Origin of the sequence: Stenotrophomonas sp. TEPEL (genome assembly GCF_004348785.1) — a bacterium.
Taxonomy (GTDB): domain Bacteria; phylum Pseudomonadota; class Gammaproteobacteria; order Xanthomonadales; family Xanthomonadaceae; genus Stenotrophomonas; species Stenotrophomonas indicatrix.
Map to the genome: position 1 here is coordinate 1,067,249 of NZ_QQXJ01000001.1, position 19,006 is coordinate 1,086,254.

General features: G+C 66.6%; 11 protein-coding genes, 1 pseudogene and 1 riboswitch. Of the genes and pseudogenes, 7 read left to right on the forward strand and 5 right to left on the reverse strand.

The features are described 5' to 3' along the window. Window positions 1-65: 65 nt before the first annotated feature. The gene (locus tag TEP_RS04715) at window positions 66-5,057 is read right to left on the reverse strand and encodes an autotransporter domain-containing protein (RefSeq protein ID WP_132824452.1); all 4,992 of its coding nucleotides are present in this window, start codon (window positions 5,055-5,057) and stop codon (window positions 66-68) included. Between the two features lie 370 nt (window positions 5,058-5,427). On the opposite strand from TEP_RS04715, the gene TEP_RS04720 reads away from it, so the two are divergent. Beyond that, window positions 5,428-6,108 carry an alpha/beta hydrolase gene (locus tag TEP_RS04720; protein ID WP_240790629.1) on the forward strand — a complete coding sequence of 227 codons (681 nt, stop codon included), beginning with the start codon at window positions 5,428-5,430 and terminating at the stop codon, window positions 6,106-6,108. Here the strand turns inward: TEP_RS04720 and TEP_RS04725 are convergent. Both TEP_RS04725 and TEP_RS04730 read right to left on the reverse strand, forming a co-directional pair. Beyond that, window positions 6,105-6,539 (reverse strand): hypothetical protein, encoded by a 435-nt coding sequence (locus tag TEP_RS04725; RefSeq protein WP_132824454.1) that lies wholly within the window; start codon window positions 6,537-6,539, stop codon window positions 6,105-6,107. The genes TEP_RS04720 and TEP_RS04725 overlap by 4 nt on opposite strands. Window positions 6,540-6,560: 21 nt before the next feature. Then, window positions 6,561-8,657 carry a catalase gene (locus TEP_RS04730; protein WP_132824455.1) on the reverse strand — a complete coding sequence of 699 codons (2,097 nt, stop codon included), beginning with the start codon at window positions 8,655-8,657 and terminating at the stop codon, window positions 6,561-6,563. Window positions 8,658-8,775: 118 nt separating this feature from the next. Between TEP_RS04730 and TEP_RS04735 the strand changes: the two genes are divergently transcribed. The 3 genes from TEP_RS04735 to TEP_RS04745 all read left to right on the forward strand — a co-directional run bounded on the left by TEP_RS04735 (window position 8,776) and on the right by TEP_RS04745 (window position 11,463). Continuing rightward, complete coding sequence (locus tag TEP_RS04735) at window positions 8,776-9,498, forward strand: AraC family transcriptional regulator (protein WP_132824456.1); 723 nt, start codon at window positions 8,776-8,778, stop codon at window positions 9,496-9,498. A gap of 75 nt (window positions 9,499-9,573) precedes the next feature. Further along, on the forward strand, window positions 9,574-10,950 hold the full coding sequence (locus TEP_RS04740) for an amino acid permease (RefSeq protein WP_206140256.1): 1,377 nt from the start codon (window positions 9,574-9,576) through the stop codon (window positions 10,948-10,950). Between the two features lie 102 nt (window positions 10,951-11,052). Further along, window positions 11,053-11,463, forward strand: a complete 411-nt coding sequence (locus TEP_RS04745; protein WP_117311021.1) for a VOC family protein — start codon at window positions 11,053-11,055, stop codon at window positions 11,461-11,463. A 99-nt stretch (window positions 11,464-11,562) separates the two neighbouring features. Here TEP_RS04745 and gcvP read toward each other — a convergent pair whose 3' ends face one another. Next, complete coding sequence (gene gcvP / locus TEP_RS04750) at window positions 11,563-14,430, reverse strand: aminomethyl-transferring glycine dehydrogenase (protein WP_132824458.1); 2,868 nt, start codon at window positions 14,428-14,430, stop codon at window positions 11,563-11,565. Window positions 14,431-14,491: 61 nt separating this feature from the next. Then, window positions 14,492-14,594: riboswitch (glycine riboswitch) on the reverse strand. 299 nt (window positions 14,595-14,893) lie between these two features. Here gcvP and TEP_RS04755 point away from each other — a divergent pair. The 3 genes and pseudogenes from TEP_RS04755 to TEP_RS04765 form a co-directional block, all read left to right on the forward strand. Then, window positions 14,894-16,120 (forward strand): multidrug effflux MFS transporter, encoded by a 1,227-nt coding sequence (locus TEP_RS04755; RefSeq protein ID WP_132824459.1) that lies wholly within the window; start codon window positions 14,894-14,896, stop codon window positions 16,118-16,120. Window positions 16,121-16,215: 95 nt separating this feature from the next. Beyond that, on the forward strand, window positions 16,216-16,377 hold the full coding sequence (locus tag TEP_RS04760) for an SIP domain-containing protein (protein WP_240790630.1): 162 nt from the start codon (window positions 16,216-16,218) through the stop codon (window positions 16,375-16,377). 77 nt (window positions 16,378-16,454) lie between these two features. Continuing rightward, a pseudogene (locus TEP_RS04765) lies at window positions 16,455-16,805 on the forward strand (hypothetical protein); the annotation flags it as partial. A gap of 24 nt (window positions 16,806-16,829) precedes the next feature. Here TEP_RS04765 and TEP_RS04770 read toward each other — a convergent pair. Continuing rightward, the gene (locus TEP_RS04770) at window positions 16,830-18,800 is read right to left on the reverse strand and encodes a M2 family metallopeptidase (protein ID WP_132824461.1); all 1,971 of its coding nucleotides are present in this window, start codon (window positions 18,798-18,800) and stop codon (window positions 16,830-16,832) included. Between the last annotated feature and the right edge of the window lie 206 nt (window positions 18,801-19,006).

The following is a 19,006-nucleotide window of genomic DNA, read 5'->3' on the forward strand; positions in this document are numbered from 1 at the left end:
CGACGTTGAACCGGTAGTCCCAAGCCAGCCCCGGNCCGGGGCTGGCTTTTTCCTGGTTGGTCGCCTCAGCGTGGCGCGGCAGTCGCCTGCGGCGGGCAGCGACGTGGATTGCAGCGTTGCTTGCCAGTGCCTTCAGCGCTGCCCAGCGTGCCGGTACCTGAAGCACCGCCTGCGGCACCATAGCCCAGGCGCAGGCCGATGCTGGTGGCACGGCTTGAACCCCGGGTCTGCTCGTGGCCCAGCAGCAGCGACATGAACCAGCCCCGTTGCAGGCGTACGTCCATGCCTGCCGCAATCGACAACGCGTGGTCGTTGTAGCTCTGCATGCGCAGCTGGTAGTCCTGGGCGCGCGGTCCGATGGCGTAGTTCAGGTACGCATCGCCCTTGTCATCCAGCGCCTGGCGGTACTCGATGCTCCAGAACGGACGTACACGTGCCTCCGGGTCTGGTGACAGGTAAGCGCCTTCAAGGCCCAGCGCCACGGCACTGTTGCGCACCACCTGCTGGCGGTAGACCAGGTCGTACAGGCCCGCGCCACTTTCGCGGTAGCTGTCCAGGGTGCTGCGGCTGGCCTCGACACGGCCGTAGCCGGTCAACGTCGTGCCGGCATGGCGATGCTCGTAGCCGAAGGCCAGCGAACCGAACCACTGGTCACCGTCACGCTTGCCCTGAGCGAACGCATCGGCGTCGGCACTCCATCGGCGGGTATCGAAGTCCAGCGTGCCGGTAGCCACGATGCCATCGACGAACACGTGCTCACCGCCGCGCCACAGGCCATAGGCCGCCAGTGAACGCTGGTCGGACTTCACCCGTGCGTCGTTGTCGTCCATGTCGCTGTTGTTGTGGCCCACGCTGCCGGCCACACCGAACAGGAACCGGTTGCCGAAGGCGCGGTCCACGCCGATGGTCAGGCCATCGGTGCGGAAATCGTAACGGCTGCTACCGCCCGGACCGGCACCGTAGCTCGCACTGCCGGATGCCCACAGGCCCCAGCCAGCGGGCAACGCAGGCAGGGCGTCGCCGCCCAGTCTGGACATGGGGACCGATACGTTTGGCAGATCGTTGCCACCAGCGTAGCTCAGCGACAGCTGGTTGCTGGACGCGTTGCTGCCTCCACGAACCTGACGCAGACGATCGCGGATGTTGGACTGCTGAGCACTTGCGAAGCGAACGCTCGCGTCCACCTGTGCCTGCAGACCGGCCACAACGCCTGGATCGCGGGTCGGGTCGGGGCGTTGGCTGACCACCAGGCGCAGTTGCGCGGTGCCCACCGCGTAGCCGCCTGACGCCGCCTGGGTAACGGTGAGGATCGTTACGCCTTCGCCCACCAGGGTGACGGTGCGGCCCTGCACGCTGGCGACCGTCGCATCACTGCTCGAGTAACTGAAGGCGCCGCGGCTGGGGCTCTGCGGATCGATCAAGTCGAAGGCCGCTTCGCCGTACATCTTTTGCAGTTCCTGCGGCCACTGCAGTACCGGCACTGCGGCGGTGATGTCCACCTCCAGCGTCACCTGCGTGGCGGCCAGGTACTGCGTGTTGCCGGCCTGGTTGGCGGTCAGGCTGCAACGGCCGGCGGCGAGCATGGTCACGCTGCCGCCTTCCACGCGGCATACAGCCGGGGTGGTGGTGGCGAAGACGATGGCATTGCCGGACGCACCGCCGCTGGCCGAAACGCTGAAGCGCCCATTCTCGCTGTAGACCGGCGCGGTGGGATTGGCCATGAACGCGCTGATCTGCTGCATCGCTTCAAGCACCTGCAGGGTATAGGCCTGGCTGGCGGTAAAGCCGTTTGCATCGGTGACGGTCACGGTGAACGCGTAGCTGCCTGTGCCCTGCGGCGTACCGGAGAACACGCCGTCGCTGCCCAGCGCCAAGCCGGTCGGCAGGGCACCGGCGCTTACCGCGAAGCTGTACGGTGCCGCGCCGCCGGAAACCTGCAGGCGCTGCGTGTAGCCGGTTGCCGTGGACGACTGCGGGAGGTTGGAGAGCGCAAACGCCAATTGCGGAGCGTTTACCACCAAGGTGTAGGCGGTGTCCTTGCTGGACGGGCCGTTGCCGGTGCTGCTGTCGGTCACGCGCACGCTGAAGCTGTAGGTGTTCGCGGTTGTAGGTGCGCCGCTGAAGACACCTGTCGAACTCAGCGCCAGGCCTGGAGGCAGCGTACCGATCACCTGGTAGCTGTACGGCGCCGCACCGCCGCTGGTGGACAACGTTGGTGTGTAGGCGGTGCCCGCAGTTGCTGCGGCCAGGGTGGCAGGCGTTGCCACCAGCGTTGGCGGAGACACGGTGATGCTGACCGTCGCTGTGGCCGAGGTCGTGTTGCCGTCGCTGGCCTGATAGCTGAAGCTGTCGGCACCGTAGTAGCCGGTTGTCGGCGTGTAGGTAACCGTCGTTCCGCTGACGGCGGTCTGGCCGTGCGCCGGGTTGCCGATGATGACGACGCTGGTGGGAATGCCGCTGATCGTCAGTGCCACAGCGGTTGCGGTGTCGTAGGCCACCGTTGCACTGGAAGGGCTGGCAACGATCGCATCAGCGGCAACGGCGGCATTGGAGGCGGCAGACGCGCTGCCGGTACCCGCGCTGTTGGTGGCCGTGACGGTGAACGTGTACGACTGGCCGACGGTCAGTCCGCTGACAGTGATCGGAGAACCTGCACCTGTGCCGGTGGCGCCGCCGGGAGCGGCGGTGACGGTGTAGCCGGTGATCGCCGATCCACCGGTACTGGCCGGGGCGGCGAACGTGACGCTGATCTGACCGGTGCCCGACGGGCTGGCGGAGACGCTGGTCGGTGCGCCGGGTACCACCGCATTGACGGTGAACGACTGGCTGACCTGCGTTGCTGGCAGGTATGTGCTGTCTCCGGCCTGGTTTGCATTGATCGTGCAGGTGCCGGCGGTGACGAAGCTCAGCTGCCCACCGCTGCTGATGGTGCAGACCGCGGTTGTCGATGAAGTGAAGTTGACCGCCAGGCTGGAGCTGGATGTTGCTGTCAGCGTGGGACTGGTGCCATAGGTCTGCGCGCCCGGATTGACGAAGGTGATCGTCTGCGGGGACGCTGGAGTGACGGAATTGGAGGCGGCAGACGCGCTGCCTGTTCCGGCGCTGTTGGTCGCGGTGACGGTGAAGGTATACCCAATGCCGTTGGTCAGGCCGGTAACGGTGATCGGCGAACCGGCGCCGGTGCCGGTCAGTCCTCCGGGATTGGAGGTCACGGTGTACGCGGTGATGCTGCTGCCGCCATTGCTGGCCGGCGCAGCGAAGGTCACCGACGCCTGACTGTTTCCAGCGGTCGCGGTACCGATCGTCGGCGCGCCGGGGGTAACGGCGGCAACGGTGAAGGTCTGGGAAACGGTGGTTGCCGAATCATAGGTGCCATCACCCGCCTGGTCGGCATTGATGGTGCAGCTGCCGCTGGTCAGGAAGGTCAACGTGCCGCCCGAAGTGATCATGCACACAGGGGAGGTGGACGAAGAGAAGGTCACCGGCAGTGCAGAGCTGCTGGTGGCGGTCAATGCTGGGGCGGTGCCGAAATTCTGCGTGCCGGGGTTGGTGAAGGTAATCGTCTGCGGACCCTTCGGCGTGACGGCATTCGATGCGCTGGATGCCACGCTGGTGCCGACGGCGTTGGTGGCCGTGACGGTAAAGGTATAGGCCGTGCCGTTGCTCAGGCCAGTGACGAGGATCGGCGATGCGGTGCCCGTGCCGATCATGTTGCCAGGCGAGGACGTGACAGTGTAGCTGGTGATGGCAGACCCGCCGGTGTAGGCAGGTGCAGTGAAGCTGATCGTGGCCTGGCCATTGGCTGCGGCCGCCGTACCGATGGTCGGGGCATCCGGCGCGGTGGGAATGGCGACGCTGTGCGTGGTGCCGCTGCTGTATGCCGTGGCGACATTGCCGGCTGCGTCGACAATATTGGTGCTGCCGTTGACATTGAGCTTCAGGGTGCCGTTGCCGGTAATGCCCGTCACGTCCACGCTGTAGACGGCGCCACTGCCCGACACTGCGGCAAAGTTGCCGGTCGCGTTGCCTGTACTCACCAGAGTGAAGTCGTCGATGGAAACACCGCTGACCGCCTCGCTGAAGGTCACCGCGAAGCTCACGCTGGTCGCGGTGGCCGCCGGCGAACCACTGGGGGCGGTGCTGCTGACGGTCGGGGCCAAGTCGTCGGTGACCACAATGGCGAGCGTTTTTTCGAAGACGGCGCCGTTCTCGTCCGTCGTGCGGACGCGGATGCTGCGATTGCCCGCAGCCAATGCAGCGGGCGTGTTGGCCCGCAGTGTGTTGCCGGCTATGGTGAAACTGGCATTGTCGGTGCTGCCGGCACCGGCCGCCAGCGAATAGGCGAAGGTGCTGCCGATATCCGGGTCGGTGCTGGTCAGCGTGCCCACGGTCGTGTTGGCCGCGCTGCTCTGCAGGACCGTATTGGCTGACAAGGCGATATCGGACGGTGCGCTGTTGGGCACATCGACCACCAGGTTGTTGATCGCGTGCCAGGAGCGAAGATTGGTGTTGACGGTGTTTCCGGGCAGCATCCGGATGCGTACTTCATCGACGTTGTCGAAGCTTGCCGGCAGCATGATCGTGATGGGCTGGTATGCGGCCCACGGGAAGGAGTGGGTCGCGCCTGCAGCGGGAGCCCCCGCGCGGTATCCGCGCACCTGTACCTGCGTGTTGTAGTCCTCGCCCCAGTTCAGATAGACGAAAGACTTGAGTGAAAACGGCCGCCCATTGCTGGACTTGATCACCATGTCCAGCCGTCCTGGGCCGTCCTGATCGTGGGTCAGCGCACTGAAATTGGAATTGCCGCTGCCGAAGAACGCGTCGGTGCGGTGATACATGGCACCGATGGCCGGTCCACCGTCGACATCGGTGTTCATGATCTGCAGGGAAAGGCCGGCAGGCGAAAATGAGCCACCCTCGCCACTCTGGGCGATGCCGCCTGGCCAGTCTCCAGAGCTGAAATCGAGCTGCGCGGCCTGCGCGGACCACACGGTCAGCGCGCACAACAGCAGCAGCGCCGCCCGCAGCAGCGGACGGGCAAAGTTTGGTGCGGACATGCGATCCCCCTGATCAATCCACGAATGTCAGCCACCGCACTGCGCTTGGGCGCCTCTGCCGGTGGGCCGTTCCTTCCTGTCAGATTCCCGATGTCGGCCGGGTTGCCGGTCGACAGTCCTTTGCCGTGATGCAATTTCCGTGCCGTGGCACGTCCTTCCCCAATCCCCTGGGCCGCCGCTGGCGACCCGTGTGGCGGCGATTCTATCCGTTTCTTCGCCGTTGCCAACGGGGGCTTCTGAACCGGTCATGCCGCATGCCCGCGTACCCCTGCGTATGGCGTACCTGTGCGCGTTCGATCATGCTTGACGTCCTCCGTTGCGGACATGGGCCGGTTTCGCATTGAGTGCGGCGTTGACACTGCAGGTCGTCATGTTGCCGGGGCTGGATGGCACCGGGCGGCTGTCAGTGCCTTTTCTGGGGGCGCTGCGCGCAGGTGGACTCGATGCGCGCGTACTGGCGCTGCCCAGCGCGGGTGCGCAGGACTACAGAACACTGGCAGAGGTGGTACGACCGCAACTGCCTGCGCAGCCGTTCGTGCTTGTTGCCGAGTCCTTTGCCGGCCCTCTTGCGGTTGAACTGGCCGCAGGCCTGCTTCCTGGTCTCCGTGGACTGGTGCTGTGCACGACCTTCGCACAGCGGCCGGTGCCATTGCCCCCCAGCGCCGCGATGGCGCTTGCGCCTGCATGGCCGATGCCGCCGTTGCCACTGCTGGCGCGCCTGCTGCTGGGGCGGTGGCGGACCGGTGAACACATGTCGATGCTGCGCGATGCGTTGGCTCAGGTTCCAGCAACCACGTTGCGGCAGCGCGCCGCAGCGACCCTGCAGGTGGACGTACGCGCATTGCTTCCGCAGATCGCGGTGCCGACGCTGTGCCTGCAGGCAGGCCATGACCACCTGCTGTGGCCGCCGAGCGTAGCCGAGCTGCAGACCCTGTTGCCGGACGCGCGGCACGTGGTCCTGGAAGGGCCGCATCTGCTGCTGCAGGCCTGTGCCGAACCGGCCGCCGCGGTGGTGGCCGGTTGGGTGAGGGCGCTGCCCGCTACCGGCTAACTGCCGGCGCGGGTGCGTGCGGCCTTCTTCGCCGCGGTCTTGCGTACCGCCTTTTTTGCTGCACGGGTTTTCGCGGCCTTCTTCGCTGCGGTGCTGCGTGAGGCGCTCTTCTGCGTTGCCTTCCCGGCGGCCGCCTTCTTTGCAGCAGTCTTCTTTGCAGGCGTCTTTTTCGCAGCGGTCTTCTTCGCCACCTTCTTTGCAGGCGCCTTGCTTGCGGAAGCCTTCTTCGCCGTGGTCTTTCTGGTCACCTTCTTCGTTGCCTTGCGCGCGCTGCCGCTGCGCTTGCCACCACCATCCTGCTTGTTCACGGTGGCCCAGGCGATGCGCTCGGCGCTGCCTTCACTGGCACCGCGTTCGCGCTCACTCTCTTCGATATGCTCGGCCTGGCGCTTCTGCTTGTCGGTATAGGCGGATTTGTCACCACGGGGCATGGGGATTCTCCTGTCGAACGGTCAGGCCAGCAGGCGCAGCTTCGGCTCGCGGGCCCACTGGCGGGTGGCGGCAGCGGCGAGGAAGGCCTTGCTGTCTTCGGCCTCCACGGTGCCGGCATCGTTGCCGACGCGCGCTGCCTTCAACAGGGCCTGCGCGCCTTCGTCACTGGCGATGGCTTTCAGGTGCGCCCAGGCGTCGCTGACAAAGCCCACGGCTGCCGCTTCCCTGGCCAAGGCCTTGCCGGCGTCGGCACTCAGCACGACCGCCACTGCATCGAACACCACCGACGGGGTACCGGCCAGCTGTCCGTCGGCGGCCTGCATTTTGCCGTCGCTGAGCGTGGCACCACCGATTTTCGGCGCGACCAGCTTGACGCTGGCGCCGGCCTTTTCGGCCGCCTTGCGCAGAGTGGCGATCACCCGTGCATCGGAGCCCTCGTCGAACAGGATGCCGATGCAGCGCCCCTGCAGCAGGGGCTTGTTGCGGCCGATCACACGAACCTCGGGTGCGGCGGGCAGGTCCTGTGCAGGGGTTGCCGTCGGTGCCGGGGCGGGCAGGGTGCCCAGTGCCAGCCCGTCGGCCACGCGCTTGGCCAGGCCTTCGTCGATGTTGCGCAGATGGCTGACGGTGCGCACGCGCACCTTCTCGGTTTCCACCTTCGACAGCTCGAACACCAACGCCGAGGCCAGGTGCGCCTGTTCCGGTTTTTCCAGGCTGCGGAAGAACATCCGCGCCTGGCTGTAGTGGTCGGAAAAGCTCTCCGCGCGGGTGCGGCCCTTGCGCCCATCATCGGCGCTGGCGTGGCTGCGGAAACCGGCGGGCGTCTCGCGCGGGCTGTCTTCCTGCAGCGAGCTGGGGTCGTAGGCCACGCGCCCCTTCGGCACCTGCATCTGCATGTGGCCATCGCGCTGGTGGTTGGCGAAGGGGCACTTCGGTGCGTTGATCGGAATCTGGTTGAAGTTCGGTCCGCCCAGTCGGATCAGCTGGGTATCCAGATAGGAGAACAGCCGCCCCTGCAGCAGCGGGTCGTTGCTGAAATCGATGCCCGGCGGCACGTTGGCCGGGCAGAAGGCGACCTGCTCGGTCTCGGCGAAGAAGTTGTCCGGCCAGCGGTCCAGCACCATGCGTCCGATCACCTGCAGCGGCACCAGCGACTCGGGGATGATCTTGGTCGGGTCCAGGTGGTCGAACGGGAAGCCATCGGCCTGTTCTTCGCTGAACAGCTGCACGGCCAGCTCCCACTCGGGGAAGTCGCCGCGCTGGATCGCCTCGAACAGGTCGCGGCGGTGGAAATCGTTGTCGGCGGCCTGCAGCTTCAGCGCCTCGTCCCAGACGGTGGACTGCAACCCAAGCTTGGGCCGCCAGTGGAACTTGACGAAGGTGGAGTTCCCTTCCTCATCCAGCAGACGGAAGCTGTGGATGCCGAAGCCTTCGATGGTGCGCAGCGAGCGCGGAATCGTGCGGTCGCTCATCGCCCACATGATCATGTGCATCGATTCGGGCATCAGCGAGACGAAATCCCAGAACGTGTCGTGTGCGCTGGCCGCCTGCGGGAACGCGCGGTCCGGTTCCATCTTCACCGCATGGATCAGGTCGGGGAACTTGATCGCGTCCTGGATGAAGAACACCGGAATGTTGTTGCCGACCAGGTCCCAGTTGCCTTCCCTGGTGTAGAACTTCACCGCGAAGCCGCGCACGTCGCGCGGGGTGTCGACCGAGCCGGCGCCGCCGGCAACCGTGGAGAAGCGGGTGAACACCGGCGTCTTCACCCCGACCTCGGTGAGGATCTTCGCCCGGGTCACCTTGCCCAGCGAGCGGGTCAGTTCGAAGAAGCCGTGGGCGGCCGAACCGCGCGCGTGGACGATGCGCTCGGGAATGCGCTCGTGGTCGAAGTGGGTGATCTTCTCGCGCAGCAGGAAGTCTTCCAGCAGGGTGGGGCCGCGCGGTCCCTGGCGCAGGGAGTTCTGGTTGTCGGCAACCGGTATGCCCTGGTTGCTGGTCAGTACCGGATGGGCGCCTCCTGCGAGCTGATGCAGTTCATCGCCCTGGCCGCGGCTGTCACGGTCGGCGGCGGTGGTGGCGGGAGCGCGCTTGCCGGTCGGCGTGCTGGCGGCCATGGAAGATCTCCTGGAGCGGGTAGGGGGCAGACCCCAGACAGTGGCGCCAGCGGCGTTAATGCACGGTCCCGTGGGAGTGAACGCGCAGACAAATCGGCGGCTCGGGTATGCTTGCCGCATGCGAGTCGAACCCGCCGACATTGAAGCCCTGTTCGACGCCATTCCGGACGTGCTGTTCTTCATGAAGGACCGCCAGGGCCGCTACACCTACGTCAACCAGACCATGCTGCGACGGCTGGGCCTGCGTGCGCGCAAGGACGTGATCGGACGCACCGCGGCCGAGATCTACCCCACCGGCCTGAGTGCGGACTATGTCGACCAGGACGCACGCGTGCTGTCCGGCGAGGTGATCGAGAACCTGATGGAGCTGCACCTGTTCGCCAACCGCGAACCGGGCTGGTGCCTGACCTGCAAGCGTCCGCTGCTGGTGGACGGGCAGGTCGAGGGGTTGATCGGCATTTCCCGCGACCTTGGCCAGAAGGACAGCCTGGGGGCCCAGTACGAGCAGCTCCGTCTGGCCTTGGCCCACCTCAATACGCACTACGCCGAGAACGTGCGGATGCAGACGCTGCTGGACATCACCGGATTCTCGCTGTCCAAGCTGGAGCGCAGCTTCCGCAAGGTGTTCCAGATGACGCCGCAGCAGGTGCTGACCCGGCTGCGGATCCAGATGGCCATGCACCTGCTGCATGGCAACGAGAGCATCGCCTGCATCGGCCAGGCCTGCGGTTTCAGCGACCAGAGCGCGTTCACCCGCAAGTTCAAGGCTGAAACCGGTTTCTCCCCGCGCGCCTACCGCGCCCGCATCGGCGGCAGTGTCGGCGAGCCGGTACCGGCCTGAGTTTCCTGCTGCGCTGTGCCTATCCCCGCGGCGGCTGGACACGGTAAGGTGTCGCCCTTGTAGCCGCCGCCAGCCCTGCCGATGCCCGCCACCCCCGATAACACCGCTTCGCCCTCCCGCCTCGGCCATTCGCTCAAGCCACGCCAGCTGATCATGATGGGGCTGGGCAGCGCCATCGGCGCCGGCCTGTTCCTCGGCTCCGGCGTGGGCGTGCAGGCGGCCGGCCCGGCGGTGTTGGTGTCCTACCTGGTGGCCGGTGCGCTGGTGATCATCGTGATGAACGCGCTGGGCGAAATGGCCGCGGCCAAGCCGACCAGCGGTGCGTTCTCGGTGTATGCGGCCGATGCCATGGGCGCCACCGCCGGTGCCACCGTGGGCTGGCTGTGGTGGGTGCAGCTGGTCATCGTGATCGCCGCCGAGGCGGTAGGTGCGGCCGGGTTGCTGGCCACGGTCTGGCCGGTGGTGCCGGTACCGATGGCGGCATTGGCCTTCATGCTGTTCTTCACCGCGATCAACCTGCTCGGGGTGAAGAACTTCGGCGAGTTCGAATTCTGGTTCGCCATCCTCAAAGTGGCGGCGATCCTGGCCTTCATCGCCGTGGGCGTGGCGCTGCTGATGGGCTGGCTGCCGCAGGTGGCCTCGCCGGGCCTGAGCAACTTCACCGAGCACGGTGGCTTCGCACCGAAGGGCCTGGCCGGCATCGGCGCGGCGCTGCTGGTGGTGGTGTTCGCCTTCGGTGGCACCGAAATCGTGGCCGTCGCTGCGGCGGAGACCGAAGACCCCGAGCGCAGCATCGCCCGTGCCATCCGCACCGTGGCCTGGCGCATCTTGGTGTTCTACATCGGTTCGCTGAGCGTGATCATCGCCGTGGTGCCGTGGACCAGCGAAGCGCTGAAGTCGCCGTTTGCCGCGGTTCTCGATGTCGCCAATATTCCGGGCGCGGCCACCGCCATCACCCTGATCGCGGTCATCGCCCTGCTGTCAGCGCTCAATGCCAACCTCTACGGCGCCTCGCGCATGATGTATTCGCTGGCGCAACGCCGTGAAGCACCGGCCGTGCTGGGCTGGACCGATCCGCGCCAGGTGCCGGTGATCGCGGTGCTGGCCAGCGTCCTGTTCGGCTTTGCTGCCACCATCATGGAACTGCTGTTCCCGGACAAGGTGTTGCCGGTGCTGCTGAACATCGTCGGCTCCACCTGCCTGCTGGTGTGGACGCTGTCGCTGGTCTCGCAGCTGGTGCTGCGCCGTCGCGCCGACCGCCTGGGCACGCGCCTGCCGTTCCGCATGGCGGGCTTCCCGTGGCTGACCGTCTGTGCGCTGGCGATCCTGGCGCTGATCTTCGGCCTGCTGCTGAGTGAAGCGCATACGCGCCTGCAGTTCCTGTCGATGGTGGCGCTGACGGCGACCATCGCGGCCAGCAGCGCCATCGCCCGGCGCATGCGCGAGGCGTGATGGGGCCGCCGGGCATGGCCCGGCGCTACCACGGGGGCTGCACATCCGCCGTGCCATCCTGATCGGGTGGGCCATCGCCGGCCCGACGAACGGGAGCACCGCATGCTGCGCAGCCGTCCCTTCCTGATGTTCACCGGCCAGGCCGAAGCGGCGCTGGCCCTGTACGCCGAAGCCTTCGCCGAATTCCGCCTGCTGGCCCTGCAGCGCCACCCGGACGGGGCGGGCGCGGGCGTGCCCGGGCAGGTCCGCCAGGCCATTTTCCTGCTCGGCGGCACCCACTACCTGTGCTTTGACAGCCTGGATGTGCACGACTTCACCTTCACGCCCTCGATCTCGCTGTTCGTCGAGTGTTCCGGCGCCGAATCATTCGAGCGTGCCGCGCGCGTGCTGGGTGACGGCGGGCACTGGCTGATGCCGGTGGGCGAGCAGGATTTCAGCAGCCGCTACGGCTGGGTGCAGGACCGCTTCGGCGTGTCGTGGCAGTTGAGCCTGGGGCAGATGCCCGACCCGTGACGCGTTCTGCCGCTGCGCTCGCCGGGCATGGCCCGTCGCTACCGGAAAACAAGAACGGCGCGCTCGCGCGGGCCGTTCTCATACCGATGCCGCGATGGCTTACGCCTCGACTTCGTCATCCTTGTAGGCATCGACCGGGATGCAGGCACACATCACGTTCTTGTCGCCGTATACGTTGTCGACGCGGGCGACCGGCGGCCAGTACTTCTGCAGCTTCAGGCTCGGCAGCGGGAAGGCGGCCAGCTCGCGCGGGTAGGCGTGGGTCCACTCGCTGGCGGTCACGGCCGTGGCCGTGTGCGGGGCGTTCTTCAGCGGGTTGTCCTCGCGGTCCAGGCGGCCGTCTTCGATCGCGGTGATCTCTTCGCGGATCTGGATCATCGCGTCGATGAAGCGGTCCAGCTCGTGCAGCGATTCGCTTTCGGTCGGTTCGACCATCAGCGTGCCGGCCACCGGGAAGCTCAGGGTCGGGGCATGGAAGCCGAAGTCGATCAGGCGCTTGGCCACGTCTTCGGCACCGATGCCGCTGGCCTTCTCCAGCGGACGCACGTCCAGGATGCACTCGTGCGCGACCAGGCCGTTGCGACCGGTGTACAGGGTCTTGAAGTGCGGGGCCAGGCGCTTGGCGATGTAGTTGGCGTTGAGCTGGGCGACCTGGGTGGCCTTGCGCAGGCCTTCGGTGCCCATCATCGCGATGTACATCCAGCTGATCGGCAGGATCGAGGCGCTGCCGAAGCTGGCGGCGCTGACCATGCCGACCGGACCGTTGTCACCCAGCTTGCCCGGCAGGAACGGGGCAAGGTGCGACTTGACCGCACACGGACCAACGCCCGGGCCGCCGCCGCCATGCGGGATGCAGAAGGTCTTGTGCAGGTTCAGGTGCGAAACGTCCGACCCCCACTTGCCCGGCTTGGCCACGCCGACCAGGGCGTTCATGTTGGCCCCGTCGGTGTACACCTGGCCGCCATGCTTGTGGATGATCTCGCAGATCTCCACCACCTCTTCCTCGAACACGCCGTGCGTGGACGGGTAGGTCATCATGATCGCGGCCAGGCGGTCGCTGTACTTCTCGGCGTTGAGGCGGATGTCCTCGACGTCGACGTTGCCGTTGGCATCGGTCTTGGTGACCACGACCTTCATGCCGCACATCTGTGCCGAGGCCGGGTTGGTGCCATGCGCCGAATCCGGGATCAGGCAGATGTCACGGTGATCTTCGCCACGCGAGCGGTGGTAGGCGCGGATCGCCAGCAGGCCGGCGTACTCGCCCTGCGCACCGGAGTTCGGCTGCAGGCTGACGGCGTCGTAGCCGGTGCACTCGACCAGCATCGCTTCCAGCGAATCGATCAGTTCCTTGTAGCCCAGCGCCTGCTCGGCCGGCACCAGCGGGTGGATCTGCGAGAACTCCGGCCAGGTCACCGGGATCATTTCGGCGGTGGCGTTGAGCTTCATGGTGCACGAGCCCAGCGGGATCATCGTGCGGTCCATCGCCAGGTCCTTGTCGGCCAGCGAACGCAGGTAGCGCAGCAATTCGTGCTCGCTGTGGTGGGTGTTGAACACCGGGTGGGTCAGGAACGCGGACTGGCGCAGCAGGCCGGCCGGCAGCGCATCGGCGGTGCTGGCATCGAGCGCGTCCACATCAACGGTGGCACCGAACAGCGCGCCTAAGGCGACGATGTCGGCGCGGGTGGCGGTCTCGTCCAGGCTGATGCCGACCGAACTGCTGTCGATCGCACGCAGGTTGTAGCCGGCAGCACGGGCCTTGGCATGGATCGCGTCGGCGTCGACACCGGTGACGTGCAGCGTGTCGAAGAAGTCGCCACCGACCTGCACACCGGCAGTGCGCAGCGCGCTGGCCAGGATGGCGGCCAGGCGATGGGTGCGGCGGGCGATGCGGGTCAGGCCTTCCGGACCGTGGTAGACGGCATACATCGAGGCCATCACCGCCAGCAGCACCTGTGCGGTGCAGATGTTGGAGGTGGCCTTCTCGCGGCGGATGTGCTGTTCGCGGGTCTGCAGGGTCAGGCGGTAGGCCGGGTTGCCCTGTGCGTCGATCGAGACGCCGATCAGGCGGCCCGGCATCGAACGCTTGTAGGCGTCACGGCAGGCCATGAACGCAGCATGCGGGCCGCCGAAGCCGAACGGCACGCCGAAACGCTGGCTGTTGCCGACCACGATGTCCGCACCCCATTCGCCCGGGGCGGCCAGCAGGGTCAGTGCCAGCAGGTCGGTGGCCACGGCCACCAGGCCGCCGCGCGCGTGCACGGCATCGACCAGCGCCTTGTAGTCGCCCACCTGGCCGAAGGTGTCCGGGTACTGCAGCAGCAGGCCGAAGGCTTCCGCTTCCAGCGCTTCGGCCGGGGTGCCCACGCGCAGCACGATGCCCATCGGCTCGGCGCGGGTGCGCAGCAGTTCCAGCGTCTGCGGGTGCACGGCGTCGTGCACGAAGAAGGTGTCCGACTTCGACTTGGCCGAACGCTTGGCCAGGGTCATCGCTTCGGCGGCGGCGGTGGCTTCGTCCAGCAGCGAGGCGTTGGCGATTTCCATGCCGGTCAGGTCGGCGCACAGGGTCTGGAAGTTGATCAGCGCTTCCATGCGGCCCTGCGAGATTTCCGCCTGGTACGGGGTGTAGGCGGTGTACCAGGCGGGGTTTTCCAGGATGTTGCGCAGGATCACGTTCGGCGTGTGGGTACCGTAATAGCCCTGGCCGATGAAGCTGCGCAGCACAGTGTTCTTGTCGGCGATCGCGCGGATCTTCGCCAGCGCCTGCACTTCGGTGATCGACTCCGGCAGCGCCAGCGGTGCCGGCGACTTGATCTTGGCCGGCACGATGGCATCGGTCATCGCATCCAGCGAGGCGTGGCCGATGACGCCGAGCATCTGCGCGATCTCGGCATCGTTGGGGCCGATGTGGCGCTCGACGAACGCCGAATGGTGCTCGAGCTCACGCAGGGAAGGGGTGTTCTGGGACATGGCGAAGGATCCGTCAGGAAAGGGCACACGCACGGGCACAAGCCGCCGGTCGGCGGTCTGTGGGCGCCCCTCTGTCCTTTTGCCTGAGAGTTTAAAAGCGCGGAAAACCGCAGCTTCGTGCCCCTTCGGCGCCGGATCGAACCGGTCTCTCCAGAGTTCTGTTACGGGTGGTATCGGGCCTGAGCGATTACGGGCGTTGCGCCTTCGGCAGCGGTGACCTGCTTCTCCCACCGTGTTGCCCGCCGATTATAGCTCGTTGCCGGCGCCTGACGGTGGCCTGGGCTGGCCTCACGGGGCTGAATGGCCGGTGGCCAGGGCGTGCGTTTTGCGCAGTACTGCATGGCATCGCGCGCATTCCCCACCTATGATGGTGGGATTCTCGTATTCATCTGGCGCCGTCCCTGCTGCAGGGGATCGGCGCCCGCCGTGCGTGCCGCGCATGGCCCTGCCGGACGCTTGCCCGATGACCGCCGCCGTTGCTCCTTCCACCCGCCGCATGGCCCTGTTGCTCGCTGGCCTGGCCATGTTCGGTCCGTTCTCGATCGACACCATCTTTCCTGCGTTTCCGCAGCTGGCCCAGCGCCTGGCGGTGGACGAGGTGGCGGTGCAGCAGACCATCAGCGTCTACCTGCTGTTCTACGGCCTGATGAGCCTGGCCCATGGCCCGCTGTCCGATGCGTGGGGACGCAAGCGGGTGATCCTCGGCGGCCTGGTGGTGTTCGTCGGCGCCTCGGTGGGCTGTGCGTTGTCTACCGACCTGACCACGCTGCTGGCGTTCCGCGCAGTGCAGGGCCTGTCCGCCGGCGTGGGCATGATCGTCGGCCGCGCGGTGATCCGCGATCTGTACCACGGCCACGACGCGCAGCGGCTGATGAGCCAGGTGTCGATGCTGTTCGGTATCGCCCCGGCCATCGCGCCGATCATCGGTGGCTGGATCCTGCTCAGCGGTGCCGGCTGGCCGCTGATCTTCTGGTTCCTGGTGGTATTCGCGCTGGTGCTGCTGGCGGCCACCGCGCGCTTCCTGCCGGAAACCCATCCGGTGGAGGCGCGGATCGCCCTGTCGCCACGCACGTTGCTGCGCGATTACGTGCGCATCGGCTTCAATCCGCGGTTCCTGCGCCTGGCCCTGGCTGGCAGCATCGGGTTCGGCGGCATCTTCCTGTACATCTCCTCGGCACCGGCCATCGTGATGCAGCACCTGCATCTGGGTGAAGGTGGCTTTGCCTGGTTGTTCATTCCCACCATCGGCGGCATGACCACCGGTTCGTTCCTGTCCGGGCGCATGGCCGGGCACAGCACACCGACCCGGCAGGTCGCGCTCGGTTTCACCCTGTGTGCGGTCTCTGCCGTGCTGAACATCGGCTACGTCACCCTGGCGCCGCAGTTCGCGCTGCCTTGGGCGGTGATGCCGATCTTCCTCGGCGGCATGGGCATGGCGCTGATCTTCCCGATCCTGGCGCTGGCGGTGCTGGACATGTATCCGCTGCAGCGCGGCCTGGCGTCGTCGCTGCAGGCGTTCGTGCAGCTGATGATCAGCACCGTGGTGGCTGGCGTGATATCGCCGCTGCTGCACAGCAGCCCGCTGCACCTGGCACTGGGACAGGCGGGCTTCTTCGCGGCCGGCTTCGTGTTCTGGTACTGGGAGCACCAGCGCGAGCGCGCATCAGAGGCAGCCGGCACGGCGCATTGAGCGTCGCGCAGGGGTAGGGCAAGCGATCACGCGCGGCGCCCTTGCGGCGCTGCGGGCAGGGATCAGGCTGGGGTTTCCAGCGAGCCGGTTCGTGGGTGCACGACAGCCAGCCATCCCGATGTCGTCGCAAGAGGTACCCCCATGGCTGCGCAGAGACCTATCGTCTGATCCGCCGGCATCTGCTGACGTGCTGCGGCCTGGATCGCCGCGCGGTCACCTTCATGGGGTACTGGCGGCAGGGGCGGGCACTGGACTGAGCCGCTACCGCACCGGCGTGAACCGGCATGCAGGGGGTGTGGGTTATCCTTGCGCCCCCGCAATGCAAGCCCCACTGATGTCGACCTCTTCCAAATCCCGCCGCGACCAGCGCCGTCGCCAGGAACAGCAGGCTGCCAACAAGGCCGCCGCCACCGCCTCGCCCGTCGAGCCGCACGCCGAGCTGCGCGACACGCAGCGCACGCTGCTGGCCGGAATCGTCCGTCGCGATGGCGAATGGGTGCTGGGCATGGATGGCCGCATCGCCGGCCAAAGCGAGAGTGCGGCCCAGGTGCTGGCGCTGATCATGCAGGCCGGTGAACTGCACGAACGGCAGGGCACGCCGGTGCGCTTGATTTACTCGGATGCGCTGCGCGATGCGGCGCAGGCCGAAGCCAACGAGAAGGGGCAGACCTTCGAGGAATTCAAGGCCCTCGCGGATCCGCCCCTTCTTTCATTTCGCCGCCGCCGCCGGTGCCGCGCTGGCCTGCCAACCGCACATCTGGCCTTCGTTCTGCTGCTTCAACCAGGCATTGACCGGGCTGAAGTACTCGATCATCGGGCCGGCATCGAGCTTGTCCGAGCCGGTCAGTTCCTTCAGCGTGGCCTGCCACGGCTGGCTGGCACCCTTGCTCAGCATCGCCCAGTACTTCTGGCCGGCTTCCTTGTTGCCGTAGAAGGTGCACTCGTGCAGCGGGCCCTTGAAGCCGGCGGCATCGCACAGGCCCTTGTAGAACTGGAACTGCAGGATGCGCGCCAGGAAGTAGCGGGTATACGGGGTGTTGCCCGGCACATGGTACTTGGCACCCGGGTCGAAGAATTCCTCGCCACGGGCGCTGGCCGGGGCCACGCCCTGGTACTTGGCCTTCAGGTCCCACCATGCCTTGTTGTAGTTGTCCGGGGTGATCGAACCATCGAACACGCCCCAGCGCCAGCGGTCGATCATCAGGCCGAACGGCAGGAACGACACACCCGACAGCGCCATGCGCATCTGGTTGTTGATGACCGCTTCGCGGCTCTCGGTCGGCGCGTCGACCAGCCCGATCGAGCTGAGGTACTTCGGCGTCATCGCCAGCACGATGGTGTCGCCGATCGCTTCATGGAAGCCATCGTTGGCGCCGCCCTGGAACAGCGGCGGCAGCGGGTTGTAGGCCAGGTCGTAATAGATGTGGCCCAGCTCGTGGTAGATGGTGGTGAAGTTCTCTTCGTTGGGCTTGATGCACATCTTGGTGCGCACGTCGCCTTCCATGTTCATGTCCCACGCACTGGCATGGCAGACCACGTCGCGGTCATCGGGCTTGATGAACTGGGTCTTGTCCCAGTACGACTGCGGCAACGACGGCATGCCCAGCGATACGTAGAAGTCCTGCGCACGCTCGGTCATCTGCTTGGCGGTGCGCAGTTCGGCCTCGCGTTGCGCCTTGTACTTCGCGGCTACGTTCGCATCCTTGCCGGCCTTGGCCAGCGCCGCGCTCAGGTTGGTCTGGTACTGCTTTTCCAGCGCTGCAGTGATGTCCAGGCTGCCGGCGCCCGGGTACGGTTCCAGCTGGTCCCACAGGTTGGACCAGTCCTGCTGCCACATGTTGCCCATCAGGTGCGCGGCGATCAGGCCGTTGCCCACCTCGGCCTTGTCCTTGCCATAGGTCTTGTCCAGCTTGCCGCGCGCGTAGCAGTGCAGCTGCTCGTACATCGGCTTGACCTGTTCCCACAGGCGATCGGTTTCCGGTCCGATCTGCTCCGGCGGCATGTCATAGCCACTGCGCCACATCTGCCCGGCATCGGTGAAGCCCATGCCCTTGGCACCTTCATTCACCAGACCGACGAACTTCTGGTAATCACCGCGCATGCTCTTGGTGGTGCTGTGCCAGCCCTGCCAGGCATCGAGCTGCTGGTCATAGTCGCGGCTGCGCGCCAGCACCTGCTCCAGTTCGCCCAGCTGGCGGCAGGAGTTGGGATCGTTGGCGTCGGTGCAGTACTTGCCTGCGCCGTAGCTGCCTTCCATGCGGGTGGCGATCTGGGTCAGTTCGGCCAGCTTGGCCGGGTCGCGCGGCGCTGGCATCGACGACATCAGCTTCAGCAGGTGGATCGCGCGCTTGCTGTCTTCGCTCATCGGCTTGCCATCGAACTTGCCAGCCTGCTCGATCCAGCTGTTGAGCTGGGTCAGCGAACGCTCGTTGGCCTTGGCCGCGATGCGCTCTGAATCGCTGTTGATGTAGGTCGAGGACAGCCACTGCGCCGAGGTCATCTCCGGGTAGGCCGCCTTGAATTCGGCATTGATGCGGGCCACGAACTGGTCAGCGGTTTCGCCGGCCGGTGCGCTGCTGCTGGCGGTCTCGGCGCCTGGGGTGGGTTCCTTCTTGCAGGCGGCCAGGGCCAGCGTGGCGGCGGCGATTGCCGAGGCCAGCAGGAGATGACGGTGTTTCACGGGCGATCCTTGGGTGGTGAACGACCGCCGAAGGCTAGTGGGCAGGCGTTGCCACCGCAAGTGGCGGACGTCGGCCGGGCNGCGCCCNGCACCCGCAGAGGCCTTCAAGCAACGGCAGAAGCCGCAGCAACAGCAAGAGCGGGCTATCCGTGGGGTGGTGGGGCGGTGTCGGAGTGCGGGGACGCCGCAAGTACGTCCCTGTAGGC

Excerpts from the sequence above, each read along its gene's own strand:
- TEP_RS04715 (WP_132824452.1), bottom strand. The coding sequence starts at position 5,057 with ATGTCCGCACCAAACTTTGCCCGTCCGCTGCTGCGGGCGGCGCTGCTG.
- TEP_RS04720 (WP_240790629.1), top strand. The coding sequence starts at position 5,428 with ATGTTGCCGGGGCTGGATGGCACCGGGCGGCTGTCAGTGCCTTTTCTG.
- TEP_RS04725 (WP_132824454.1), bottom strand. The coding sequence starts at position 6,539 with ATGCCCCGTGGTGACAAATCCGCCTATACCGACAAGCAGAAGCGCCAG.
- TEP_RS04730 (WP_132824455.1), bottom strand. The coding sequence starts at position 8,657 with ATGGCCGCCAGCACGCCGACCGGCAAGCGCGCTCCCGCCACCACCGCC.
- TEP_RS04735 (WP_132824456.1), top strand. The coding sequence starts at position 8,776 with ATGCGAGTCGAACCCGCCGACATTGAAGCCCTGTTCGACGCCATTCCG.
- TEP_RS04745 (WP_117311021.1), top strand. The coding sequence starts at position 11,053 with ATGCTGCGCAGCCGTCCCTTCCTGATGTTCACCGGCCAGGCCGAAGCG.
- gcvP (WP_132824458.1), bottom strand. The coding sequence starts at position 14,430 with ATGTCCCAGAACACCCCTTCCCTGCGTGAGCTCGAGCACCATTCGGCG.
- TEP_RS04755 (WP_132824459.1), top strand. The coding sequence starts at position 14,894 with ATGACCGCCGCCGTTGCTCCTTCCACCCGCCGCATGGCCCTGTTGCTC.